The sequence below is a fragment of the Streptomyces sp. NPDC002104 genome (assembly GCF_053593795.1).
Window position 1 is genome coordinate 89,997 of record NZ_JBSFDF010000008.1, and the last position, 23,266, is coordinate 113,262.

Here is a 23,266-nt window from a genome sequence, read left to right on the forward strand (position 1 = left end):
GCCGCCGCGGTGGTCACGCGGCCTCGTAGGCTTGCCGCAGTAGCGGCTCCACTCGGTGCAGATCGCGGTCTGAGCGGAGTCGGACTTCAAGGTCGCCGGTTCCGTGGTGACCGATCTCGCTGACGTCCCGAGTGAAGCCGGGGACGAGGTCGACCACTTTGGGCGACAGACGAAGGGTCACGACGACTTCCTGCTGGTGGCCGTGGCTGACGCATGCGAAGTTCCGCAGCGTCCGGTAGGCCCGGTACTGCTTGCGGTCGATGCGGCTCACGTCATCACCGAGCCCCAAGAGAAGTTCCTCCAGCGCGGCCCGCAGGTCCGAGACCCCGGTGTTGTCCACCGGCCTGTCCCCCTGTGCTGCCCTGCGCTGTCGGCGGTCGCTTCGGACCGCCCCGTCGGCGACGACGGAGGCGACCGGCTCAAGGGCCAGGAGGTCATTGCCGAAGTAGCTGTAGCGGACCAGGTCGATGCTGCGCCGGATCTCGCGCACGGCGTGCACGTCGTAGCGTGTGAAGTCCTCCGCGACGCAGATCAGCCTGGGGGCGCTCCACAGGACCTGGTCCGCAGCCGCTTCCCCGAGCCGGTCGCGGACCAGGTGCTGGAACTCCGCCTTGTGGTCGACGAGCCACGACAGGTAGAAGAGGCCCTGCGTGATGACGCCGGCGTCCCGCCCTCGCTTGTACTCGACGACGACGGGCGAGCCGTTCTCGTCGATACCGAGCGAGTCGATCCTGCCTCCGTGCACCGGCCCCGTGCTGTACTCGCTCGCCAGGAACCGGACACCGAGCAGGAGCTCCATGTTCCCCTCGACCACGTCCTGCAGGTGGCGTTCCAGCTCCGCCGGCCTCGCGGTGATCTCCACCGCGCCCCCACCGTTCACATCGAACAGCCTCAGTCTCAGCACCCCCATGCATTGCTGTATCCAGATACCACAACAGTGGCGGAGAGGAGATTGTTTCCTTCTCGACCTTCGGGGACGTAGAGCCGCGGGCGCCGCACACACGACCGAGGCCCCGGGCATCTTGCAACATCCCGCGAACCGTTCTACCGCCCCCTCCTCAACTCGAAGCACAAGGACCGCAACCGGGCCGTCTCCGTCTGGGAGGACACCCGTGACTGGGGTGGCGATGGTTACGGGGACAGGCGTCGTCAGGAGCACGGCGGTGGCGACTCCGCCTTCGACTCGACCGAGAGCGTCGCCGGCACGAGAAGCCTGGCACTGCGGAGCGGATGGCGCGGGCTTCGGCGTGCCCGGCCGGACGCGAGAGGGTGTGGCGCTCATGAAGGCGCGCGCCGCCTCGTTGAGCGCTTTGCGCGTCGAAGGCGGTGAGGTCAGCCCGTGGGCGTCGAGGAGCTCACACACGGACGCTCGTCACTGCACTCAGCGATGCAGCCCGCCTTGCTGCCAGATCTGGACGGCAGGGGCCTCCATCAGCCAAATTGATCACATGATCGAGCCTGGACCTGCCAAAACATCCGCCTCCTGTTGCACTCCCCCGATGACCGTCGCCGAAGCCGCGGATCTGGCAGCCGCATTCAAAGCGTTGGCCGACCCGGTACGGCTGCGGATCGCGAGCATCGTGGCCTGCTGCCCGGCCGGCGAGGTCTGCATGGGCGAGATCGCCGCGGAATTCTCCGTTTCAGGCCCCACGATCAGCCACCACTTGCGGAAGCTTCGCGAGGCTGGCGTGTTGTCCTCCGAGCGGCGGGCGAGCGAGGTGTATTACCAGGTGCGGTCCGCCCGGCTGGACTCCCTCATCGATCAGTTGACGGCAATGAGGTCGCTGGTCGCTCACGCTTCCTGAGTTACGGGAGTCGAACCCACCCTGCAGAGGCCGCGCGTTGCCGCGCCAGAAGCGACTTCGGCGAATGCGACCGCCACCACCTCCGCACATGGCTGCGGCCCGCCCCGGAGCAGGGGGCGGGCCGTTGCCGTCTGTCGCGTTGGGCCCTCAGGCCAGGTGGATCAGAGCCACATCGGGGCGGTGTAACCGAGGACGACCGCGCCGGTGAAGAGGATGCCGACGACCAGGGCCACCACGCGCCAGCGGGCGATGAGGAGCATGCCGCTGATGGCGCCGACGCTGGTGCCCGCGCCGGTCATCAGGAAGGCGAGCGCAGGGCCCGGGCCCATGCCGCCCTTCATCAGGCTGGCGACGAGCGGCAGGGAGCCGTCGGAGTTCAGGTAGACCGGGATGCCGATGAGTGCGGCGAGCGGGACGGAGTACCAGTGGCCGCCGCCGAGGTACTCGGTCAGGTAGCGGGTGGGGATCGCGTTGATGATCAGGAAGCCGAGGGTCGCGAATCCCAGGAAGTAGAGCGCGAGGCGCTTGCTGGTGATCAGGAGCTCGTTGCCGAACTCGTCCAGCTTCCAGCGCTTGACCAGGCTGGTCTCGACCGGCGCGGGCGCCGGAGCCGGGGCGATCGGCCGGCTGAGGAGGGCCGTACGGGCCAGGCCACCGCCACCGCCGGAGCCTGCGGGGGCGCTGACACCGCCACCGCCCGAGATGTCGTCGGACTCGGTGTCATCGCCGGTGCAGCAGCTCTCCTCGGACTTCTTTTCGGCCTCGGTGGAGGTCAGGCGGGCCTGCCCGTCGAGCCAGCCGGTCTTCTCGATGAGCCAGGTCACGGCGCCGGCGAAGAAGCCGAGGATGATCGCGGCGACGAAGAAGGTCGTGGCGAAGTTCGTACCGAACAGGCCCATGGAGTAGACGAGCTCCTCAGGGCTGGTCAGCGGCGAGGCGACCATGAAGGTCACGACCGGGGCCCAGGGGACGCTGGAGGCGAGGGCGCCCAGGACGACCGCGGTGGTTCCGCAGGAGCAGAACGGGGTGAGCGTCGCGAGGACGACGGCTCCGATGACCGCCCAGAGGGTCTTGCGCCGCAGCCACGAGGAGAGCCGATCCGCTCCGATGTACACCGGGATGGCCGAGGCCACGATCACGCTGATCAGCAGGAACGGCCAGTTCGCGGCGAGGGAGTGGCCGACGTCCTGGGCCGTGCGGCTCAGGACGTCGAGGACGGTGTCGAACACGGAAAGCTCCAACTCATAGACGGCTGTCGATGGGTTGAACTCTGTCGGATTCATAGATGACTGTCAATGCATCCAGGGAACAATCCATAGATGACCGTCGTTGAATCGGGTATGCCTACGCCCATCTCGGAGCTCTGCTGCTCCCCCGTGCTGGCCGGTCCCCTCACCCCGGAGGCGGCCGACGACCTCGCGGCCGCACTCAAGGTCGTCGCGGACTCGACCCGCCTGCGCCTGCTCGGACTGATCCGCTCCAGGCCGAACGGAGAGGCGTGCACGTGCGACCTCACCGAGCCGCTGGGGCTGACCCAGCCGACGGTGACGCACCACCTCAAGGTGCTCTTTGAGGCGGGCTTCCTCGAGCGGGAGCGCCGCGGGCGCCAGACGTACTACCGGATCGCGACCGGCAGCATGGCCGTGCTGTGCCAGGCCCTGGACCCCTCGCCGGAGCTGCTCTCCAGCTGATCCAACTCGTTTCAGCCAAGGGCCCGTTGACTTCACGCCACGCGTGAGCAACGGGCCCTTCGGCATGTTCAGGCATGAGGGTGCCGGGCGCGCTTCATGCCAGTGGTGATCCCTTCCGGAGCCTGGGTGGCCTCGGACAGACTCATGAACACCGGGAGGGCGAGAAGCCCCCCGGGACCACCGGACAGGCCGGCAGGCCGCCGGTCACCAAAAAGCCACCACCACATCCAAGGGGATAGCCATGTCTGTTTCGCGTACCTCGATGAGCCTCGCCGCCACCGTCCTGGTTGCCGTGATCGGACTTGGCTCCGCCTCCGCACTGGGCCCCGCGCACGACTCCTTGGCCGGCGCCGGTTGGGACTCCGCCCCCATGACCCTGGCCGGTGCCGGCTGGGACTCCGCCCCGGTCAACCCCTCCACCAACGGCGCGGGCTGGGACTGATCCCCGGCTCACGGCCCCAGTACCCCGCGTCACCCCGCTACCCGAGACACCCACCCCGTTCCCGCTGTGCCCCAAGGAGTACGAGAGATGAGCACCACTTGCTGCGCCACCATCGAGAAGCCGGCTCCGGCGCTCGTGGTGCTGGAAGAGCCGACGACCACCGGCTGCTGCTCGGCCACCGAGGAAACTGAGGCCTCGGAGGCCGCCGCGACCTCCGTCGTCACCATCGCCCCCGAGGTCGCCGAGCAGGAGCAGTCCTCATGCTGCGGCACGGCGGAGGAGACCGTACCCGTGAAGGTCGATGAGTCCGCAGGCTGCTGCGGTCCGGCCGCCGCCCCCGAGCCGGAGCCCGCGCAGGCCACCGGTTGCTGCGGTCCCGCCAAGCCCGAGCCCGTCTCCGGCTGCGGCTCCGAGTGCGGTCCCGCCGAGCAGGAGGCCCCGGCCGACGTGCGGACCGGTCTCTCGCTCCGCGACGCTGTCGCGGCCCTCGGCGGCAGCGTCCCGCAGGTCACGGACCCCGCGCCGTACGTACTTCCGCACTGGCTGCAGGCCACCGAGGCCAGCCTCGACGGGGTCAAGCCCTGGTACACCGTGGCCGACCGCGGCGAGGGCGAGCTCGCTTTCCTGCCCGGCTTCCTCTTCGACGTCGACCCGATCGTGGACGCCGACCCGCGCACCTACCTGGGCTGGCAGCCGAAGAACGGCGCCGTCGCCTGCTGCTCGGCCACGTCCTGCTGCGACAGCACGAACGGCACCGTCGACGCCCTCGGCACCGAGGCCTTCTTCCCCGCGCTGCTGCTCGGCTCCCCTCTCGGCTACCGCTCCGAGGCCTCCGCCTCGGTCGAGGACCCGCTGCTGGTCGCGGATCTGATCGACCGCATCGTCCCGGCCGCGGCCGCAGCCGACGTACGGTCGATCATCGCCCCCTGGCTGCACGACGGCCCGCACAGCGACGTCCTGGCCCTCGCCCTGCAGGCGTACGGCGGCACCCTCGCGTTCCACGGTGAGAACAACCTGCTGGAGCTCCAGCACGACAGCTACGACACCTATCTCGCCTCCCTCCCGGCCCGCAAGCGGCGCCGCGTGAAGGAGGACCGCGACCGGGCCGCGAACTCGGGCGCCCGCATCGAGCGCAAGGACCGCGAGGAGCTGCGGCCACTGGTCGGCCGGATCTCCGAGCTGATCACCCAGAACCGGCAGAAGTACGGCGGCGGCGAGGACGGGTCGCACATCGGCGCCCTGCTCCGTGCGCTCATCGAGGGCGGCACCGACGTCCGCGCCTACCTCGCATACAAGGACGACGAGGTCGCCGCCGTATCGGTGACCGTCCGCCAGGGCAAGCGGCTGTTCGTGAAGTGGGCCGGCTTCGACTACGAGGCGCTCGGCGAGCGCAGCGGCATCTACTTCGAGATGGTCTTGGACCGCCCGCTGCGCGATGCCTACGCCGAGGGTGTCACCTCCATCGAGGCCGGCCCGGGCGCCAACGAAGCCAAGCGGCTGCGAGGCTTCACGGCTCGCCAGATCCGTTCGGCGGTCCTGGTCACCGACCCTGCCCTGCGTCCCGAGGTCGGCAAGCTGCACGCCGCCTTCGGCGAGGCCCGCCGCGAGGCGCTGGGCGCGGCCTCGGAGCAGGAGCCGACCACGGCGATCGGCCGCCTAAAGGCCAAGCTCCTCGGCGGCTCCGCGTACGAGCCGATCCAGCCCCTCCAGCCTCAAGGCGGCTGCTGCGGCTGACCCTTCATCCACCTATCCACACCCCTCGACAGGCCCGGTGCGCGACATGCACCGGGCCTCCCGACGTACGGCGGAAGCTGTCACAGGTCGGCAACGCCACCCTGCTCGGTGCGGCGATGGTGCCACCCTGAGCGGAGCGAACGAGGAACTGGGGGTTAAGTGGCAAGACAGCGCGGGACGTTGAAGTGGTGGATGCTGAGGGGAACCAGTCGGCGCAACTGGCCTCGCCTCCACCAGCGCATCGTCACGTCGACAGCCGCCTTGTCGCAGGACCTCCAAGTCCTCACCTCGACGCCTGACGTGCCCCCTGCCGTACGCGCGGTCCTCCGCAAGCGCGTCTTCGCGGCCGCCGGCGCCAACCAGGTCGCCTTCATCGGGTTGCTCGCACTGGCTGTCGCGCTCTTCGTCGGCTTCGTCGGGTTCACGGCTGAGCAGCAGCGGGCCGGGGAGGAGCCCGCGACGCTCCGGTGGTACCTGCCCGCCGCAGTCCTGTACGTCGCGCCCATGCTGTGGAGGCTGTGGGTCACCTACTTCGCCCGCGGCAGCCTGCGCCCCCTACGGCAGTTCCTGCCGGTGGTCGCCGCCATGCGCGCGATACGGAGCTGCGCCACGCTGGCAGTGTCCCCGGCGGCTTCCCGTCCCGCACACGTGGACGCGGTGTCGAGGTCCGTTCGCGCTGCGGAACGCGCCATCCTGCGCGGCCCGACCCAGTACGGCTCGGCGTCGCGCTCCTCGCCCCGCCGCAAACAGCTCGGGCTCCACGCACGCCTGGTCGTGGCCGCGCTCCGGCAGGCCGAGCTCCGCCTGGACACGGATCCGGTCCAAGGAGCGAAGGACCTGTCCCGCATGCTCATCAGCGTGGCGGAGAACTACTCCACCGGCAGACTCGGCGCCCTGCTTCCCGAGGAGGACCTCAAGGACCTGCAACCGGTGCGGGACCGAACCGCGCTGAAGGAAACCCTTCACCTCGCCGGCGCGCTCGCGCTGGTGGGCACGGTCGGATGGCTGGGTACCTGGTACGGAGCCAAGCTCGGCGTCGAGAGTCCGTGGACTCTGGTACCGGCCGCCATCGTCGCGGTCCTGGTCTACCCGCGGCTCCGAACAACCGGCCCAGACCTGCTCATGTCGTACCTGGGTCCGTAGGCGGGCCGCAGTTAGTCGGTCCAGCCCGCCTTCGACGCCAAGACCCCCGCCTCGAAGCGGCTTCGCGCACCGAGACGGCCCATCATCTCCGACATCATGCGGCGGGCCGTGCGCAGACCGATGCCCAGCTTCTTCGCCGCGATCTCGTCGGTGGCGCCATGCGTCAACTGGCGCAGCAGCTCGCGCTCCTGCGCCGTCAGGCCCGCCTCGTCGCGGTCGCGGGTGCTGCCGATGGGGGCCGCCGCGACCCAGACTTGCTCAAAGAGGGATGCCAACGCCGTCAGCACGCCGGGGCCGGTCAGCTGGACGGCGCCCTTCTTGGTGTTGTTCGGGTCCACCGGCAGCAGGGCCACCTCTCGATCGAAGAGCACCATGCGCAGCGGCAGCGCCGGCACCGTGCGGACCTCACCGCCGTTGCCGTGGAGCCACTCCGCGTACTCGACGGTGGGGTTGTCGTTGCGGACACTGTCCAGGTAGACGGTCAGGACCCGCACCCCTCGGCGCATCAGGTCCTCGTCCAGCGGCCGGCTGGCCTCCAGGCTGGCCTCGGACTGCGCGCCGCCGGGCATGAAGGACAGGCACTCGCTCGTGGAACGGTGGGCGAGCTCTTCGAGCCGGGTCTGGATGGCGTCGATGCCCTGGAGGTACTCGACACCGTGCCGCTCACCGGTCCGCAGCTCGGAGTACTCGTCCAGGAGCTTGCTGATGGCGGCCTGGCTTTCGGCGAACTGCTGCTGCTGGGCAAGCAGATGGGCCTGCTGGCGCTGGAGCAGCAGCTGGAAGCCGAGGTCCGGGCTGACGGGTCTGAGTCCGCCGGGTGCCTGCATGGAGCGGCGCAGCAGGTTCAGTTCGGCCAGCCGGTCGAGGGCTCCCCGTACGGATTCCTCCGGACGGACCAAGTGGACCGCGATTTCCGCAACTCCCCAGTCCTGCTGGGTCAGCATCAGCCGGTAGACCGACTCAGCCTCGGTATCCAGTCCCAAACTCGCCAGCACAGCGACCCCCCGCTTCACGTCTCAAATATTGAGACGATTCCTCAACTCATCGGCGGACACCAATCTTTGCAGGTCAGAGATCTGTCCGACAAGGGATGTCCGCAGGCTGAGCACCTCCACGCCATCCTTCGAGTCACCGAACGTCGGAGTTCAGGCCACTTTCAGGCAGGTGCCTGCCGCTCGCACTTCCTGCCAGCGAGGATCTCTTCCACCTCCTCGGAATGCTCAGCAAACTAGCGATCACAGGGCAGCGGAAGCCTCCGGAAGCGGAATCCGCGGCGCGTCGAGAACGCCCCCTGATCGAAGCGAAATCCATCACCCACCCACGGAGGACAGCCATGCCTGCTGCGCGGAGAGCCCTGCACCTGATGAACAGAGCCGCCGCCCTCGCGCTCGGCTTTTCTCCCGCCGGCGGGCACGGCTGCGGACCCAAGTGCCGCCACACGGAGCTCTACAGCGCCATCACCCAGTCCGAGGCAGACCAGCACGTCTGGTCCGTACCAGGACTTACCGCCCGGCCTGGAGGACCCGTGTTCATGGCCACCGCCACGCTCGTCGCCGCCCACGAAGCCGGGGCCGCGAAGCTGGAATCGGCCACGGTCACCGACATCGTGTGGGCGGCGGCCGTGCCGAGCGACGACCTCGAACACGTCCACGCGAAGACGGCTTCCGGACTCATCGAGCTCACGTTCTTCCACCGCACCAGCACCCTCGACGGCGCATTGTCCGCGGCGGCCGAGATTTGCCGCCGCGCACTGAATTCCAGCCCCACCTTGACGCAATGGCGAATTGCCGCCAGCCCTCAGCTTCCCGACGCCATGCCCGGCTCGGGCGTCGTACTCGCGTGACCCAGATCACACACCAGCACCAGGAGTTCCATCCCATGAGCGGTATCAACGACCCCCGTCTGAAGGCCGAGCAGCTCACCGTCGAGACCATCGACTCGATCGACCACGAGGTGAAGGTCCTCGGCTCGAAGAGCTACACCAACCGGCAGATCGCCATCGCGGCCCTGGCCGCCCTCGACGGCAAGACCGGCGTGATCGACGGCGCACTCGTCTCCGACGACACCATCTTCTTCGCCAACGCCGTCGCCTCCTTCGGGCACGTCAGCGTCGAGGTGGACCACGACAACTACCGGTTCACTCTCACCCCGACCGGCAAGCCGATGGTCGCCCCCGAGGACGACATCTTCGTCGGCGGCGCCGGCACGCCGCTGCGCTTCCTGATCTCGATGGCGGGTCTCGCGGAGGGGATCACCACCATCACCGGCAACACCCGTATGCAGGAGCGCCCCTTCGGTGACCTGCTCGCGGCCCTCCCGGGCCTGGGCGTTCAGGCCGTCGCGGTACGTGGCAACGGCTCCCCGCCGATCCAGGTCACCGGTGGCAACTTCGTCGGCGGCAAGACGAAGATCTCCGGCGCCATCTCCTCCCAGTACACCTCCTCGATCCTGATCAGCTCGGTCCTCGCGCAGCAGGACACCGAGATCGAGATCGTCGACGAGCTCGTCTCCAAGCCGTACGTCGAAATGACGCTGGCCACCCTCGCCGAGCACGGCATCACCGTCGAGCGCGACGGCTACCGCCGCTTCAAGGTCGCGGCCGGCCAGTCCTTCAAGGGCGGTCACGCCGTCGTCGAGCCCGACGCCTCCGGCCTGTCCTACTTTATCGCCGCCGCCGCGATCCTCGGCGGCCGGGTCACCATCCCCGGCATCGGTTCGACCTCGCACCAGGGGGATGTCGGCCTCGCCGAGGTCCTGGGCCGGATGGGCGCCGACGTCGAGATCGCCGAGAACTCGATCACCGTCAGGGGCGGTGAACTGCACGGCATCGAGGTCGACATGGACGCCATGCCCGACGTCGTCCCGTCCCTCGCCGCCGTCGCGGCCTTCGCTCAGGGCAAGACACACATCACCAACATCGCGAGCCTGCGCGTCAAGGAGTGCGACCGCATAGCGGCCGTCACCACCGAGCTCCGCAAGATGGGCATCACCGTCGACGAGTACGCCGACGCCATGACCATCCACGGCGGCACCCCGCGCGGCGCGGTCATCGACACCTACGACGACCACCGCATCGCCATGACCTTCGCGATCATCGGCCTGCGCACCCCCGGCGTCGTCATCAACGACCCCGGCTGCGTCGCCAAGTCCTTCCCGGCCTTCTGGAACACCCTGGACACCCTGCGATGAGCGGCGACCAGGCCACCAACGGGATCCTGCTCGTTCTCGACGGCTGGGGCCACGCAGCCCCCGGCGCTGGCAACGCGCTCACCAACGCCCACACCCCCGTCCTCGACTCCATCGCAGCCGAGCACCCCTCCACCTTCGTGGAGGCATCCGGCGAGCACGTCGGTCTGCTGCCCGGCACCGTCGGAAACTCCGAGATCGGCCACATGGTCATCGGGGCCGGCCGGCCGCTCGACTACGACAGCGTCCTGGTCCAGCGGCAGATCGACAGCGGGGAGCTCCGCGACAACCCCCGCCTGACCGAACCCCTCGACCGGCTCGCGTCCGACGGTGGAGCGCTCCACCTCGTCGGTCAGGTCTCCGACGGAATGATCCACTCCCACGTCGACCACCTCCAAGCGCTCCTGACCATCGCGGCGTCCCGCGGTGTGCAGCGCGTGTGGGTGCACGCCATCACCGACGGTCGCGACGTCGCCGACGGCACCGCCGGCCACTACCTCGCCCGTGTCGAGGAATTCTTCGCCTCCACCGGCGTGGGGGCACTGGCCACCGTCTCGGGCCGGGGCTACGGCCTCGACAAGAGCGGCGACCTGGAGCTGACCGCGAAGGTCAGCGAAGCGATCACCGACGGCAAGGGTGCCACCGCCCTCGACTACGGGCAGGTACTGGCCAGCGCCGAGAGTGGGGACGTGTGGGTCACCCCCACCGTGCTCACCGACGCCGACGGCGAGCCGCTCGCCGCCGTCCGCGACGGGGACACCGTCCTGTTCACGAACTTCCGCAGCGACCGCATTCAGCAGCTCGCGGACGACCTCGTCCAGATCCTCACCGACGCGGACGTCGAGGTCCTGTCCCTGACCCAGTACGACACCAAGGCGGTCATCCCCGCCCTGGTCGGGCGGGCGGACGCGTCCGGCGGCCTGGCCGACGTACTCGAATCCCACGGCCTGCGCTCCGTACGCATCGCGGAGCAGGAGAAGTTCGAGCACGTCACCTACTACGTGAACGGCCGCGACGACCGCGTCCGCGCGGTCGAGGACCATGTCCGCATCACCGCGGACACAACCCCCGACTACGTCGCCCGGCCCGAGATGAACCTCGCCCGGGTCACCGAGGCCATCACCGCCGCCGCCCGGCGTGACGACGTGGCCCTGGTGATCGCGAACCTCGCCAACATCGACGTCGTCGGCCACACCGGTGACCATGACGCCACCGTCCGGGCCGCCGAGCACACCGACGGCGAGGTCGAGAAGATCCTGACCGCTGCCGCGGCAACAGGCCGGTGGGTCCTGCTCGTCGGTGACCACGGCAACGCCGAGCGCATGCTCAAGCCCGGCCCCGACGGCACCCCGCTCCCCTACGGCGGCCACACGACCAACCCCGTGCCCGCGGTCGTCGTCCCGGCCCCCGGCCAGTCCCTCGGAGAGCACCTCGCCGACGGCGGCAGCCTCGCCGACATCGCACCCACCGTCCTCCACCTGCTGGGCCGCCCGAGCGGCCCGGCCATGACCGGCCGGAGTCTGCTGTGACCGCACCCCCTGCCGACACCCGCCCGACCCCGGGCGGGACCGTCTTCGCCCCCGCCTTCGCCGACGACGCGGACGTACGTGCCGTCGACGCCGGCAGCCCCGCCCTTGAGGCCTACCTCGCGAGCGGCGCCGACGGCCGGGTGCACGTCCTGACCGTGCGCAACAGCACCGACCAGGACCAGGAGCTGTTCCCCGAGGCACTACTGCCGGACGGCGACGACCCGCTGCTCTTCCTCGGCGGAGCCTCCACCACCGAAGAGCGCGACGGCCTGCTCGTCGCCCGCCTCGCCCCCCACGGCCACGTCCGCCTCGGACGGATCACCCGCGACGGCCATCGCACCGAATCGATACAGGAGCAGCCCGCATGACCACCGCCACCGGCTCCCGACCGCGCATCGCGCTGATCGGCGACCACGGCAAGTCGCCCGCCCACGCCCGGCTCGACACCTTCCGCGCCGAACTGGACGTGGACACCGAGTGGGTACCCAGCGAGGCCGTCACCGGCCCCGAGTCCCTGGCCGGCTTCGACGGAATCTGGGTCGTCCCCGGCTCCCCCTACGAGAACAAGAACGGCGTCCTGTTCGCCGTCCGGCACGCCCGGGAGAACGGCATCCCCTACCTGGGCACCTGTGGAGGGTTCCAGCACGCGCTGATCGAGTACGCCCGTACCGTCGTCGGCCTGACCGACGCGGATGACGTCCAGTACGACCCGGAGGCCTCGACCCCGCTCATCGTGCCGCTCACGTGTTGCCTGGCCGGTGAGCAGGCGCCACTCCTGCTCACGGAGGGCAGCCGGCTCGCGGCCGTCTACGACGACGCCGAGCTGACGACCGAGACGTACCACTGCAAGTACGGGCTGAACGGGGAGTTCGTGGACCGGCTCGCCGATGCCGGCGTGCTCTTCAGCGGCTGGGACACCGAAGGCGCCCCCCGCGCCGCCGAGGTCCCGGGCCACCCGTTCTTCATCGGCACGCTCTTCCAGCCGGAGCTGGTCTCCGGCCCCGGCAACATCCACCCGCTGATCAAGGCTTTCACCGCTCAGGTGAACGCCGGCGCGGCCATCACCGCCTGACAGCCCGACGAAGCCCCGGGCTGGTCACGTCTCCGACGTGACCAGCCCGGGCTTTTTCGTTTTCCCGGCCGGCTCCTCGTCGCCCCAGATCAGTGCGTCGAGTACGGCGCGCCGCTCGGGCCGGACCGCGTACCAGGCCCACGTACCGCGCTTCCTGCGGCTCACCAGCCCCGCATCCACAAGGATCTTCATGTGGTAGCTGACCGTGGGCTGGGCCAGTCCCAGGAGGGGCGTCAGGTCGCATACGCACGCCTCGCCCTCCGGGGCCGCCAGCAGAACGCTGAGGATCTGCAGCCGCGTCGGATCGGAAATGCCCTTCAGGCTCCCCGCGAGGGCTTCCGCCCGCTGCCTGGGCAGCGGATCGACATCGAGGGGCGGCCCACAGGTCGGGTCCTCGTCGATGAAGGGCAGGAGCCCCGAAATCTGGGCGCTCACCTGTTCTGCGGACATGCGGTCAGCCTACTTCCGCCGACGAACCGCCCGACGTCACCGTTGATCCTATTCACCCATAATTTGCCTGCCGTTCAACCGGTGCGGAGCCATGCTTCCGACCCCCGCAAGGCAGGTGGGTGCCGTACGCGGTTGATGCCACCCGGAACCCCTTCTCCCCCGGCCTCCCACTGAGCAGACTCTTGATCACCGGGGCAGTTCACCTGTCCTCAAGGTTTCATCACCCCACTGTTCACCAGCAAAGGCACCTCCATGTCCATCATGACCGCCGAGCCCCGCCAGGCGCCGTCCCTCCTCGCCGGAAAGCCGAAGCGGCTCGGCTACGCCGCCTCGGCCGCGCTGCTCCTCGCCGCTCTGATGACGGGCTGCGCGGATTCCACCGACGCCGCCGGCTCGGCCGCGCTGCAGGCGAGCGGATCGACCACCGTCGCCCCCGTCGCGGCGGATGCCGCCGAGGCGCTCAAGCCCAAGGGCCTGAACATCACGGTCGCCACCCAGGGCGGTTCGGCCGGCGGCATCTCCCAGCTCGGCGCGGGCCAGATCAACGTGGCGCTGAGCTCGAAGCCCCTGTCCGACCAGGACCGCAAGACCTACCCCAAGGTCGACTTCGTCTCGACGCAGATCGGTTCGGACGCGGTCGGCATCATCGTCACCAAGGAGGTCGCCGACGGCGGGGTCAAGAGCCTGACCAAGGAGCAGGTCAAGGGCCTGTTCGAAGGGAAGATCACCAACTGGTCGGCCGTGGGCGGCCCGGACCTGAAGGTCTTCGTCTACGACAAGGAGCCCGGCCGCGGCACCCGCGAGGTGCTCGACAAGTTCGTCTACGCCGGCGAGAAGCCCCCGCCGCCGCCGCAGTCGGACAACTACGCCGTCGTCGGCGGCAACCTGGAGACCCTCAACAAGCTGAAGTCCACCCGGGGATCCGTCGGCCCGCTGTCTACCGGCTTCATCGAGGGCCATGCCGAACTGGTGGCCGTTCCCCTGGAGGGCGTCGCGCCCACCCTGGAGAACGTGAAGTCCTCCAAGTACCCCATGACCCGACCGCTGTTCATGATCACCAACGGTCAGCCGAAGGGCTCCACCAAGCAGTACATCGACTACGTCCTCTCGCCCGAAGGCCAGAAGCTGCTGCCCAAGCACGGCTACCTGACCCGCGAGCAGATGGGGATGTGACCGTGAGCTTCACTCTGGAGCGCCCTCCCGAGGCGCCCCCGACCGCCGGGTCCCGGCTGCCCTTCGCGGGCAGCCGCCCCGGGCGGGCACGATGGGTCTGGGGATGGGTGTACACCGGGACGCTCTCAGTGGTCCTCGTCCTGACGGTCCTGATCGGATACCTCGCGACCGGCATCGCGAGCGGCGACGTCGACTGGAGCAACCTGATCGGCGACCCGACGTGGAGTCCGATGAACGGCGCGTACGGCGCGCTGGCCATGGTCTACGGTTCGGCCGTCGTGTGCGTACTCGCCCTGGTGCTGGCCGTGCCGGTCGGGTGGTCGGCGGCCGTCGCGCTGTCCGAGTACCTGCCTCCCCGCCTGGCCCGGCCCCTGAGGCTGAGCATCGAACTCCTCTCGGCGGTCCCCTCCATCGTCTACGGCCTCATCGGCATCATGGTCGTCCGGCCGTTCGTCGCGGCGCTGGGCGACGTGCCGGGCGGCGACAGCCTGCTCGCCGCCGGCATCGTCCTCGCCGTGATGATCATGCCGACGATCGTCGCCGTGAGCGTGGACGCCCTGGCAGCCGTCCCGGGCCGCTACCGGGAGGCTGCCTATTCCCTGGGACTGACCCGTCGTGAGGTCGTACGGTCGGCCGTGCTGCCCCAGGCCCGATCGGGCATGCGCGCCGGCGTCCTTCTGGGCCTGGCCCGGGCCCTCGGCGAGGCAATCGCGGTCTTCCTCGTCGTGGGCAGGGCCGACGGAAGGCTCCCGGAGTCCTTCGGCGGCTTCATCTCTTCCCTGGTGCATCCCGGTCAGACCCTGACCACCAAACTGGCCGGACCCGAGCCGATGCTCGCGGGAACCTCCGGCCCCTATTTCGCGGCGCTGTGCGGTCTGGGAATCGTTCTGCTCGTCCTGGTCGCCGCGGCCACGGTGTGGGGCACTCGGAGGGCATCGGGCCGCACCGTGAGGCGTGGGCTCCGCAGCCGCCAGGCCACCACACGGCTGCGCATTCCGCGGGACCGGGTCACGACACTCCTGCGGCTGGGGGCCCTGCTGCTACCGGGAACCCTCCTCGTCGGGATGCTCGCCATCCTCCTGACACGGGGCAGCTCCGCGCTCAACCCGGCCTTCTGGTTCTCGCCCTCCGCCGGCGCGGCCGGCGGCGGTGTGCGCGACCAGATCCTCGGCACGCTCCTGCTGCTCCTCACAACGGCCCTCATCGCACTCCCCCTCGGCTACGGGGCGGGCGTGCTGATCGGCGCCCACGCCTCCGCGCGGACAGCACGAGTCCTCGAAACCCTCACCGTGGCCATCGGCGGAACACCGACCATCCTGCTGGGCCTGGCCGGCTACGTCCTCTTCTCCTCGGCCATGGGATGGGGCCGGTCCTGGCTGGCCGGAGCCATCGTCCTGGTCCCCGTGGTCGTACCGGTCATCGCGCTGACCACCGCGGGCCGGATCCGGAGCATGCCGGCCGAACTCACCGAGAGCGCCCTGGCCCTGGGCCTGTCCCGTACGCAGTACATCCGCTCGGTGGTCATCCCGTACACCTGGCCTGCCACGCTCACCGGTCTACTGCTCGGCCTGGCCCGGGCGGCCGGTGAGACGGCCCCGCTGATCTTCACCGCCACGGTGTTCTTCGGGGCGCCGGCCCTGCCGACGGGGATCGTCAACTCCCCCGTGCAGGCACTGCCGACGCACATCTTCACCCTGTCCCAGGACTCGGGTGCCCCGGAGGCGATCGCCCAGGCATGGGGCAGCGCTCTGGTCTTGGTCCTGATCACCGCGGTACTTCTCAGCCTGGCGGTGGCCTTGCGCAACCGCTTCGAAGGAGCACGACGATGGACAACGTGATAGCCGTCCGCGACCTGCGGGTTCTCGACGGCAAGAAGACCCTGGTGGGCCCGGTCACCTTCGAGCTGACCGGGGGATCGACGACCGGCCTGTGCGGCCCCTCCGGAGCCGGCAAGTCCACGGTGCTGCGCGCCCTGGTGGACCTGCTCCCCCACGGCCTCACCCGCGGCGGCCACGTCGAGGTGCTCGGACAGCCCATCCGCTATGGCAAGGGCGACTCCGGCCTGCGCAGCACCGTTGTTCTGGTGCCGCAGACACCCGTGGTCTTCGGCGGGAGCATTCTGGACAACGCCCTTTTCGGACTCCGCCACCTCGTGCGTGCCTCCCGGGCGGACCTGCGCGACCGTGTGGAACAGGCCCTGCGCGAGGCGGGTTTGTGGAGCGAGGTCTGCAACCGGCTGGACACCCCGGCCCAGACGCTCTCCGCCGGACAGCGCCAGCGGCTGTGCCTGGCCCGTGCACTGGCGCTGGAACCGGCCGCCCTCTTGCTGGACGAGCCAACCAGCGCCTTGGACGAGCGCAGCCGGGACACGGTCGAGGAGTCGGTGGCCGCACTCCGCGGCAACCGCACGGTCCTCCTCGTCTCCCACGACCCGGCGCAGGTGGATCGACTCTGTGACCGCACGGTGCGCCTGGAGCTGCCGGAAGCCGTGACGCGCTGCTCGGTCGCAGCCTGAGCAGGAGCGTCAAGACCAACAGCAGAGCAGGGAAGACCGGGCCCGGCCCGTCGTGTCGCAATCACGATGGACGGGCCCGGCGTCTATTGCCGGGACGGCGGCACGGCACCCGGCAACGTCCGTCACACGACCGGCACGAGGGCTTCCGTTCGTACGTCGGCCAGCGCGGCCAGGTACCGCTCCGCGTCCAGGGCGGCGGCGCAGCCGGAGCCGGCCGCGGTGATGGCCTGGCGGTAGATGTGGTCCACCACATCGCCGGCGCCGAAGACGCCCGGGATGTTCGTACGGGTCGTGGGTGCCTGGGTCTTGAGATAGCCCTCCGCATCCAGTTCGAGCTGGTCGGCGAAGAGTTCGGTACGAGGGTCATGCCCGATGGCGACGAACAGGCCCGTCACGTCCAGGTCGCGCGTCTCGCCGGTCAGGACATCACGCAGGACGACGCCGGAGAGCATGCCGCCGGTCTCCTTGATCTCGGCGACCTCGCTGTCGAACGCGAAGGAGATCTTTTCGTCGGCGAAGGCCCGGTCCTGCATGGCCTTGGAGGCGCGCAGGGTGGAGCGGCGGTGGACGATGGTGACCGAGCGGGCGAAGCGCGTCAGGAAGGTGGCCTCCTCCATGGCGGTATCGCCGCCGCCGACCACGACGATGTCGCGGTCACGGAAGAAGAACCCATCGCACGTGGCGCACCAGGACACTCCGCGCCCCGAGAGCGCGTCCTCGTTCGGGAGGCCGAGCTTGCGGTAGCCGGAGCCGGTCGCGATGATCACGGCCTTCGCGCGGTGGACGGTGCCCCCGGAGTCCGTCAGCAGCTTGATCTCGCCGCTGAGGTCGACGGAGACGACGTCGTCGTCGATCATCTCGGCGCCGAACTTCTCCGCCTGGGCCCGCATGTTGTCCATCAGGTCCGGGCCGTCGATGCCGGAGGGGAAGCCGGGGAAGTTCTCGACCTCGGTGGTCGTGGTGAGCGAGCCGCCGACGAATATGGAGCTGCCGAACAGCAAGGGTTTCAGCTGGGCGCGGGCCGTGTAGAGGGCGGCGGTGTATCCGGCCGGGCCAGAGCCGATGATGATGACCTCGCGCACCTCGTCGGTGGCGGCCTCGGTGTTCGTCGTCGTCATGATGCGGTCAGCTCTCCTGCTTCTTCGCGTCGATCTCGTTGATGAGGCCTTCGATCAGGCCCTTGATCTCGTCCCGGATGGGGCGTACGGACTCGACGCCCTGGCCCGCCGGGTCCTCCAGCTGCCAGTCCAGGTACGTCTTGCCGGGGAAGAACGGGCAGGCGTCGCCGCAGCCCATGGTGATGATGTAGTCGGATGCCTTCGCGGCTTCCGGGGTGAGAACCTTCGGCTTCTGGTCGGAGATGTCGATGCCCAGTTCGGCCATGGCGGCCACGGCGGAGGGGTTGATCTGATCTCCGGGAAGGGACCCGGCGGAGCGGACCTCGACACGGTCCCCCGCCAAGTGCCGCAGGAAGCCGGCGGCCATCTGCGACCGGCCCGCGTTGTGGACGCAGACGAACAGCACGGACGCGAGCGGGGTGTCGATCATGAGCTTTTCCTTCATCGGCAGGGGCTACGGGACGGCATGCCGACAGCACCCCTAAAGGGTCACTGCCGACTGGTGTCAGTCCCGAATGATGTGAGAGTATCAGCGCATGATGACGTCAGCCACCACTGATCTGTTCCGAGTGATCGCCGACCCGATCAGGTTCCAGATCGTGACCCTGCTTGCCCGCGAGACCCTCTGCACCACCCACCTCGTGGAGGAAACCGGCGCACGGCAGACCAACCTCTCGAACCACCTGAAGGTGCTGCGGGAGGCGGGCGTCGTCGAGACCGAGCCCTGTGGCCGGTTCATCTACTACAAGCTGAAGCCCGAGGTCATCGAGACCCTCGCGGAATCCTTCGGCGAGCTGGCCGCCACCGCTCGCGCCACCTATGAGACAAACCGAAAGCGAGCCTGCTGATGACCACGACCGCGCCTGTCCGCGAGGACAGCTCGATCGTCGCGAAGCTCTCCACCCTCGACCGCTTCCTCGCGGTCTGGATCCTGCTCGCCATGGCCCTCGGCCTCGGACTCGGCCGCCTGATCCCTGGCCTGAACGACGCGCTCGCGAAGGTCGAGATCGGCGGCATCTCGCTGCCCATCGCGGTCGGCCTGCTCGTGATGATGTACCCGGTCCTCGCGAAGGTCCGCTACGACAAGCTCGACTCCGTCACCGGCGACCGCAAGCTGATGATCTCGTCACTCGTCATCAACTGGCTCGTCGGCCCGGCCGTCATGTTCGCGCTCGCCTGGATCTTCCTGGCCGACCTGCCCGAATACCGCACCGGCCTGGTCATCGTCGGCCTGGCCCGCTGCATCGCCATGGTCATCATCTGGAACGACCTCGCCTGCGGAGACCGCGAAGCCGCCGCCGTCCTCGTCGCCCTCAACTCGGTCTTCCAGGTCCTCGCCTTCGGGGTCCTGGGCTGGTTCTACCTCGACCTGCTGCCGGGCTGGCTCGGCCTCGGCAACGGCGAGCACCTCGACATCTCCATGTGGAAAATCGCCCTCAACGTCGTCATCTTCCTCGGCGTCCCCCTGCTCGCCGGCTTCCTCACCCGCCGCCTCGGCGAGAAGAAGCTCGGCCGCGACGCGTACGAGTCGGACTTCCTCCCGAAGATCGGCCCCTGGGCCCTCTACGGCCTCCTCTTCACGATCGTCATCCTCTTCGCCCTCCAGGGGAAGACGATCACATCGCAGCCGCTCGACGTCGCACGGATTGCCCTCCCGCTGCTCGTCTACTTCGCGGTCATGTGGTTCGGCACCTTCGCCCTGGGCAAGGCCATCGACCTCCCCTACGACCGCACCACCACCCTCGCCTTCACAGCCGCAGGCAACAACTTCGAACTGGCCATCGCCGTCGCCATCGCCACCTTCGGCGTCACCAGCGGCCAGGCCCTCTCCGGCGTCGTCGGACCGCTGATCGAGGTACCGGTCCTGATCGCGCTCGTCTACGTATCACTGGCCTGGCGCAAGAAGTTCACGACGGCCGCCTGATCTCCGTTCCGCTATCGCCAGCATCCCAATCCTGAATCACTGTTCTTCGTCAAGCAGGCAGAAGGAACTGATCCACGCTCCCCTGCAACGGCAGTCCCTCATAGTTCGTCATACAAGACGTGATGCCTCCTGGCAGTGTGGTGACAACACGTCAGGCATGCGAATGAGGGAGCCGTTGATGGGGCGTGGAATGCGCTGGCTGGTGGCCGGCATAGTTGCGGCGGCAGCGTTCGCAGTGCCAACGGTGACGTGTGGGCTGTGGGTGTTGCCGTCGCTGGTGAAGGACGCCGGCGCGCGGTGGGCGGTGGCATCGGCAATGGGCGCGGCGGTAGCCGCTTTGGCCGTGATGTGGGGGCAGAGCTTCGCCTCCGGCAACAGCCTCAGGGCCGGAAGCGCTGAGGCGCGGGGTGCGCGATCCATCGCCATCATCGGGCGAGTCCAGGGGAACGTGTCAACAGGCGACAACGGTCGGCCATCCGCGCCAGCAGCTCGGGCCACGCCCCTGCCCAGCCCTGGATCCATTGCGCCCCCAGCCCAACCTGGGTCGGTCGTGGCTGCCGGCGAACGCTCGATTGCCCTCGGAGACGGCCTCGTCGGAAACGCCGACACGGGCGACGACTCGAACAACCGCCCCCGCTTGTGAAGTGGCCGTCCGGAAACAACTCCGCCCAGCCGTCCCAGCGTCAAGGCGACACTACGCGGGCTACGATCGCATCCGGTGATCGGGCGATCGCGATCGACACTGCGGGTGGCGCCTTCCTTGGGAACGCGATCACGGGGGACAACCTGACGATCGTGCAGGTACCTGCGAAGGAACTGCGCCCACCGGCCGAGGTCGACGCCCCACACGGTCTGGTGAACCTGCCTGTCCGGCATGCCTCCTTTGTCGGACGCCAGCGAGAGCTGGATCTGTTGGACGCTGTACTTCACGGTGCGGGGACAGCCGTGGTGCAGGCACTGCACGGTCTGGGAGGGGTTGGCAAGAGTGCGCTGGCCAGCCACTGGGCCGCTACCCGCATCAACACGGACAATCCGGTTTGGTGGATAACCGCTGATAGCGAGGCGGGTGTCGAGGCGGGTCTGGCCTCTTTGGCAGCGGCCTTGCAGCCAGCACTCGCACAACTCCCACAGGACCAGCTGACCGAGCGGGCCGTGCAGTGGCTCGCCACCCACCGCGGGTGGCTGCTCATCTTGGACAACGTTCATCATCCCGACCACATCGCACGCCTGACTGCTCGCGCCACTACCGGCCGCATCCTGATCACCAGTCGCCGCGCCTCGGGGTGGCACGACATCGCCACCCCCGTCCCCCTCGACGTCCTCACCCCCGCCGAGGCACTGGAACTCCTTTCCCGAATCCTCAACCGCAGCGGCCGTACCTCGACCCTGGACGGTGCCGCCGAGCTGTGCGAGGAACTCGGCCATCTCCCGCTGGCCGTCGAACAGGCCGCCTCCTACATCGCGGAGTCCGGACTGGATCCCCGTGCCTACCTGCGCTTGCTCGCCGACTACCCGGCTGACATGTACCGGGAGGCAGGGGAAGGACGTGACAGCGAGCGGACCATAGCCCGGATCTGGCGCATCACCCTCGACCGCATCATCGACACTCCCCTCGCGGGGCAAATCTTGCGGATCCTGGCCTGGTACGCCCCCGAAGGCATCCCCCGTCACCTACTCGACCCCCTCGGTGCACCACCGGCCGTTCATCAGGCGGTACGCCGACTGGCCGCCTACAGCATGATCAACGCCAACAGCAGGACCCTAACCGCGCACCGACTGGTGCAGGCCGTTGCCCGTACCCCCGATGCCGAGGACCCCCACCGCCAGCCCGAAGACGTCGCTACTGCCCTCCAGCGGGCCACCGCCTGCCTTGCATCCGCCATCCCGGAAGACTGGCAGGAGCCTGTCGAGGGGACGGCCCTGCGGACCCTGCTCCCCCACGTCGAGGCCCTTGCCTGCCATGCAGCACCCTCGACGGATCTCGCAACCACCGCCGTCGTACTCAACCGCACGGGACCCTTCCTCGCCTATCAAGGACAGAGCCGACGCGCCATCGCGTACCTCCAACGTGCCATCGACTGCCGCGAACGGGTACTGGGTCAGGATGCGCCCGACACGCTTGTCTCCCGAAGAAACCTCGCCAGCGCCTACGCGGTGGCAGGAGACCTGGCCCGCGCCACCCCACTCTTCGAGGCGACCCTGGACGACACCGTGCGAGTGCAGGGCGTTGACCACCCCGATGCGCTCACTGCTCGAAGTTACCTCGCCTACGCCTACTCATCGGCGGGAGACCTGAGCCGCGCAATCCCGCTCCTTGAGGGCACTCTGGACGACGCCATCCGAGTACTGGGAGAGGACGACCGTCTCACCCTCGTCTCCCGCAACAACCTCGCCAACGCCTACACAGCGGCGGGAGAGGTCGCGCGCGCCATCCCCCTGTTCGAGCGCGTTCTCGCTGACCGGACTCGCGTGTTGGGGGCAGACGCACACGTCACGCTCATTTCACGAAACAACCTCGCCAGCGCCTATCAAGCCGTGGGTGATCTGGGCCGCGCCATCCCGCTCTTCGAGACCACCTTGGCCGACATGCAGCGAGTGCTAGGAAGAGACGAGCCAACCACGCTCTCCTCCCGTAGGAACCTCGCCTACGCCTACCATGCGGCAGGTGATCTGGGCCGCGCCATCCCGCTCATCGAGACCACCCTGGCCGACATTGAGCGAGTGCTAGGCGAGGACTCGCCGGATGCCCTCGCCGCTCGCAGCAACCTCGCCGGCGCCTACCAAGCTGTGGGGGACGTGGACCGTGCCGTCCCCCTCTTCGAGACCACCCTGGCCGACATGGAGCGGCGACTCGGAAAGGACTCGCCCAATACTCTCGTCGCACTCAACAACCTCGCCGGCGCCTACTACGCTCTCGGCGATCTGGAGCGGGCCATCCCGCTCTTGCAGCACGGTCTGATCCAGATGGAGAGGGTGTTGGGAGCTGACGCACCCACCACGCTCGTCGCCCGCAACAACCTCGCCAGCACGTACTACGCACTGGGCGATCCGGAACGGGCCATCCCGCTCCTGCGGCACGGTCTGATCGAGATGGAAAGGGTGCTCGGAACCGACGCACCCAGCACGCTCATCGCGCGTAGGAACCTCGCTGACACCTACGCGGCGATGGATGAATGTGACATCGCCATACCCATCTACGAGGACGCTCTGAACGGCATGGAGCGAGTTTGGGGCATCGACCATCTCGAAACGCTCACGTGCTGCAACAACCTCGCCAGTGTCTACCAGGCCGTGGAGGATCTGGATCATGCCATCCCGCTGTACGAACACGCTTTGAACGGCTTGGAACGAATGTGGGGCGCCGACCATCCGACAGCTCGCCTCGTGGCGGAGAACCTGGCAGCAGCCCGTGATGCCCTCGGCACCAGCGGGTCAGCTCCTCAAGACCTCTGAGAGTCCGGGACCGTCTGGAGTGTCGGTCTCC

The 23,266-nt window shown here is 68.8% G+C and carries 22 protein-coding genes; 16 read left to right on the plus strand and 6 right to left on the minus strand.

Annotation, left to right across the window (positions count from 1 at the left end):
• Nucleotides 1-13: 13 nt before the first annotated feature.
• Nucleotides 14-910, minus strand: coding sequence for a DUF5655 domain-containing protein (locus tag ACWCP2_RS09895; protein ID WP_450908069.1), 897 nt, complete (start codon nucleotides 908-910; stop codon nucleotides 14-16).
• A gap of 589 nt (nucleotides 911-1,499) precedes the next feature.
• On the opposite strand from ACWCP2_RS09895, the gene ACWCP2_RS09900 reads away from it, so the two are divergent.
• The gene (locus ACWCP2_RS09900; RefSeq protein ID WP_450908070.1) at nucleotides 1,500-1,805 is read left to right on the plus strand and encodes an ArsR/SmtB family transcription factor; all 306 of its coding nucleotides are present in this window, start codon (nucleotides 1,500-1,502) and stop codon (nucleotides 1,803-1,805) included.
• 161 nt (nucleotides 1,806-1,966) lie between these two features.
• Here ACWCP2_RS09900 and ACWCP2_RS09905 read toward each other — a convergent pair whose 3' ends face one another.
• Nucleotides 1,967-3,034 carry a permease gene (locus ACWCP2_RS09905; protein ID WP_450908071.1) on the minus strand — a complete coding sequence of 356 codons (1,068 nt, stop codon included), beginning with the start codon at nucleotides 3,032-3,034 and terminating at the stop codon, nucleotides 1,967-1,969.
• Nucleotides 3,035-3,124: 90 nt separating this feature from the next.
• Here ACWCP2_RS09905 and ACWCP2_RS09910 point away from each other — a divergent pair, with 90 nt between their 5' ends.
• From ACWCP2_RS09910 to ACWCP2_RS09925, 4 genes are all read left to right on the plus strand, one after another.
• Nucleotides 3,125-3,496: an ArsR/SmtB family transcription factor gene (locus tag ACWCP2_RS09910; RefSeq protein WP_450908072.1), complete on the plus strand. Its 372-nt coding sequence runs from the start codon at nucleotides 3,125-3,127 to the stop codon at nucleotides 3,494-3,496.
• Between the two features lie 241 nt (nucleotides 3,497-3,737).
• A complete protein-coding gene (locus ACWCP2_RS09915) occupies nucleotides 3,738-3,938 on the plus strand; it encodes a hypothetical protein (protein ID WP_450908073.1) in 201 nt (66 codons plus the stop codon).
• 87 nt (nucleotides 3,939-4,025) lie between these two features.
• A complete protein-coding gene (locus ACWCP2_RS09920) occupies nucleotides 4,026-5,672 on the plus strand; it encodes a GNAT family N-acetyltransferase (RefSeq protein ID WP_450908074.1) in 1,647 nt (548 codons plus the stop codon).
• A gap of 261 nt (nucleotides 5,673-5,933) precedes the next feature.
• Nucleotides 5,934-6,815 (plus strand): hypothetical protein, encoded by an 882-nt coding sequence (locus ACWCP2_RS09925; RefSeq protein WP_450908075.1) that lies wholly within the window; start codon nucleotides 5,934-5,936, stop codon nucleotides 6,813-6,815.
• 11 nt (nucleotides 6,816-6,826) lie between these two features.
• On the opposite strand, the gene ACWCP2_RS09930 is transcribed toward ACWCP2_RS09925, so the two are convergent.
• Nucleotides 6,827-7,798 carry a LuxR C-terminal-related transcriptional regulator gene (locus ACWCP2_RS09930; protein WP_450908076.1) on the minus strand — a complete coding sequence of 324 codons (972 nt, stop codon included), beginning with the start codon at nucleotides 7,796-7,798 and terminating at the stop codon, nucleotides 6,827-6,829.
• A gap of 548 nt (nucleotides 7,799-8,346) precedes the next feature.
• Here ACWCP2_RS09930 and ACWCP2_RS09935 point away from each other — a divergent pair.
• From ACWCP2_RS09935 to ACWCP2_RS09955, 5 genes are read left to right on the plus strand one after another with little or no spacing between them, the layout of a single operon-like run.
• Nucleotides 8,347-8,658 (plus strand): hypothetical protein, encoded by a 312-nt coding sequence (locus ACWCP2_RS09935; RefSeq protein WP_450908077.1) that lies wholly within the window; start codon nucleotides 8,347-8,349, stop codon nucleotides 8,656-8,658.
• Nucleotides 8,659-8,693: 35 nt separating this feature from the next.
• Nucleotides 8,694-10,004 (plus strand): 3-phosphoshikimate 1-carboxyvinyltransferase, encoded by a 1,311-nt coding sequence (gene aroA / locus ACWCP2_RS09940; RefSeq protein ID WP_450908078.1) that lies wholly within the window; start codon nucleotides 8,694-8,696, stop codon nucleotides 10,002-10,004.
• Nucleotides 10,001-11,530, plus strand: coding sequence for a 2,3-bisphosphoglycerate-independent phosphoglycerate mutase (gene gpmI, locus ACWCP2_RS09945; protein WP_450908079.1), 1,530 nt, complete (start codon nucleotides 10,001-10,003; stop codon nucleotides 11,528-11,530). The genes aroA and gpmI overlap by 4 nt, the downstream gene beginning before the upstream one ends.
• Nucleotides 11,527-11,898, plus strand: coding sequence for a hypothetical protein (locus ACWCP2_RS09950; RefSeq protein WP_450908080.1), 372 nt, complete (start codon nucleotides 11,527-11,529; stop codon nucleotides 11,896-11,898). Before gpmI ends, ACWCP2_RS09950 begins: the two co-directional genes overlap by 4 nt.
• Nucleotides 11,895-12,602 (plus strand): glutamine amidotransferase-related protein, encoded by a 708-nt coding sequence (locus ACWCP2_RS09955; RefSeq protein WP_450908081.1) that lies wholly within the window; start codon nucleotides 11,895-11,897, stop codon nucleotides 12,600-12,602. Before ACWCP2_RS09950 ends, ACWCP2_RS09955 begins: the two co-directional genes overlap by 4 nt.
• A gap of 24 nt (nucleotides 12,603-12,626) precedes the next feature.
• Here the strand turns inward: ACWCP2_RS09955 and ACWCP2_RS09960 are convergent, their stop codons facing one another.
• On the minus strand, nucleotides 12,627-13,052 hold the full coding sequence (locus ACWCP2_RS09960; protein ID WP_450908082.1) for an ArsR/SmtB family transcription factor: 426 nt from the start codon (nucleotides 13,050-13,052) through the stop codon (nucleotides 12,627-12,629).
• 252 nt (nucleotides 13,053-13,304) lie between these two features.
• On the opposite strand from ACWCP2_RS09960, the gene ACWCP2_RS09965 reads away from it, so the two are divergent.
• Genes ACWCP2_RS09965 through ACWCP2_RS09975 form a run of 3 tightly spaced genes read left to right on the plus strand, consistent with a single transcriptional unit; the run spans nucleotide 13,305 to nucleotide 16,740 of the window.
• Nucleotides 13,305-14,225 (plus strand): phosphate ABC transporter substrate-binding protein, encoded by a 921-nt coding sequence (locus tag ACWCP2_RS09965; protein WP_450908083.1) that lies wholly within the window; start codon nucleotides 13,305-13,307, stop codon nucleotides 14,223-14,225.
• 2 nt (nucleotides 14,226-14,227) lie between these two features.
• Nucleotides 14,228-16,063, plus strand: a complete 1,836-nt coding sequence (pstC, locus tag ACWCP2_RS09970; RefSeq protein WP_450908084.1) for a phosphate ABC transporter permease subunit PstC — start codon at nucleotides 14,228-14,230, stop codon at nucleotides 16,061-16,063.
• Nucleotides 16,051-16,740: an ATP-binding cassette domain-containing protein gene (locus ACWCP2_RS09975; protein WP_450908085.1), complete on the plus strand. Its 690-nt coding sequence runs from the start codon at nucleotides 16,051-16,053 to the stop codon at nucleotides 16,738-16,740. Before pstC ends, ACWCP2_RS09975 begins: the two co-directional genes overlap by 13 nt.
• A gap of 122 nt (nucleotides 16,741-16,862) precedes the next feature.
• On the opposite strand, the gene trxB is transcribed toward ACWCP2_RS09975, so the two are convergent.
• Both trxB and ACWCP2_RS09985 read right to left on the minus strand, forming a co-directional pair.
• Nucleotides 16,863-17,858, minus strand: coding sequence for a thioredoxin-disulfide reductase (gene trxB / locus ACWCP2_RS09980; RefSeq protein ID WP_450908086.1), 996 nt, complete (start codon nucleotides 17,856-17,858; stop codon nucleotides 16,863-16,865).
• 7 nt (nucleotides 17,859-17,865) lie between these two features.
• A complete protein-coding gene (locus ACWCP2_RS09985; protein WP_450908087.1) occupies nucleotides 17,866-18,288 on the minus strand; it encodes an arsenate reductase ArsC in 423 nt (140 codons plus the stop codon).
• Between the two features lie 106 nt (nucleotides 18,289-18,394).
• On the opposite strand from ACWCP2_RS09985, the gene ACWCP2_RS09990 reads away from it, so the two are divergent.
• From ACWCP2_RS09990 to fxsT, 3 genes are all read left to right on the plus strand, one after another.
• A complete protein-coding gene (locus ACWCP2_RS09990) occupies nucleotides 18,395-18,706 on the plus strand; it encodes an ArsR/SmtB family transcription factor (protein ID WP_450908088.1) in 312 nt (103 codons plus the stop codon).
• Nucleotides 18,706-19,782: an ACR3 family arsenite efflux transporter gene (gene arsB / locus ACWCP2_RS09995; protein ID WP_450908089.1), complete on the plus strand. Its 1,077-nt coding sequence runs from the start codon at nucleotides 18,706-18,708 to the stop codon at nucleotides 19,780-19,782. Before ACWCP2_RS09990 ends, arsB begins: the two co-directional genes overlap by 1 nt.
• A 795-nt stretch (nucleotides 19,783-20,577) precedes the next feature.
• Nucleotides 20,578-23,235, plus strand: coding sequence for an FxSxx-COOH system tetratricopeptide repeat protein (gene fxsT, locus ACWCP2_RS10000; protein WP_450908090.1), 2,658 nt, complete (start codon nucleotides 20,578-20,580; stop codon nucleotides 23,233-23,235).
• Nucleotides 23,236-23,266 lie beyond the last annotated feature (31 nt).

Excerpts from the sequence above, each read along its gene's own strand:
- ACWCP2_RS09895 (WP_450908069.1), bottom strand. The coding sequence starts at position 910 with ATGGGGGTGCTGAGACTGAGGCTGTTCGATGTGAACGGTGGGGGCGCG.
- ACWCP2_RS09900 (WP_450908070.1), top strand. The coding sequence starts at position 1,500 with ATGACCGTCGCCGAAGCCGCGGATCTGGCAGCCGCATTCAAAGCGTTG.
- ACWCP2_RS09910 (WP_450908072.1), top strand. The coding sequence starts at position 3,125 with ATGACCGTCGTTGAATCGGGTATGCCTACGCCCATCTCGGAGCTCTGC.
- ACWCP2_RS09915 (WP_450908073.1), top strand. The coding sequence starts at position 3,738 with ATGTCTGTTTCGCGTACCTCGATGAGCCTCGCCGCCACCGTCCTGGTT.
- ACWCP2_RS09920 (WP_450908074.1), top strand. The coding sequence starts at position 4,026 with ATGAGCACCACTTGCTGCGCCACCATCGAGAAGCCGGCTCCGGCGCTC.
- ACWCP2_RS09935 (WP_450908077.1), top strand. The coding sequence starts at position 8,347 with ATGGCCACCGCCACGCTCGTCGCCGCCCACGAAGCCGGGGCCGCGAAG.
- aroA (WP_450908078.1), top strand. The coding sequence starts at position 8,694 with ATGAGCGGTATCAACGACCCCCGTCTGAAGGCCGAGCAGCTCACCGTC.
- gpmI (WP_450908079.1), top strand. The coding sequence starts at position 10,001 with ATGAGCGGCGACCAGGCCACCAACGGGATCCTGCTCGTTCTCGACGGC.
- ACWCP2_RS09955 (WP_450908081.1), top strand. The coding sequence starts at position 11,895 with ATGACCACCGCCACCGGCTCCCGACCGCGCATCGCGCTGATCGGCGAC.
- ACWCP2_RS09960 (WP_450908082.1), bottom strand. The coding sequence starts at position 13,052 with ATGTCCGCAGAACAGGTGAGCGCCCAGATTTCGGGGCTCCTGCCCTTC.
- ACWCP2_RS09965 (WP_450908083.1), top strand. The coding sequence starts at position 13,305 with ATGTCCATCATGACCGCCGAGCCCCGCCAGGCGCCGTCCCTCCTCGCC.
- ACWCP2_RS09975 (WP_450908085.1), top strand. The coding sequence starts at position 16,051 with ATGGACAACGTGATAGCCGTCCGCGACCTGCGGGTTCTCGACGGCAAG.
- trxB (WP_450908086.1), bottom strand. The coding sequence starts at position 17,858 with ATGACGACGACGAACACCGAGGCCGCCACCGACGAGGTGCGCGAGGTC.
- ACWCP2_RS09985 (WP_450908087.1), bottom strand. The coding sequence starts at position 18,288 with ATGATCGACACCCCGCTCGCGTCCGTGCTGTTCGTCTGCGTCCACAAC.
- ACWCP2_RS09990 (WP_450908088.1), top strand. The coding sequence starts at position 18,395 with ATGATGACGTCAGCCACCACTGATCTGTTCCGAGTGATCGCCGACCCG.
- arsB (WP_450908089.1), top strand. The coding sequence starts at position 18,706 with ATGACCACGACCGCGCCTGTCCGCGAGGACAGCTCGATCGTCGCGAAG.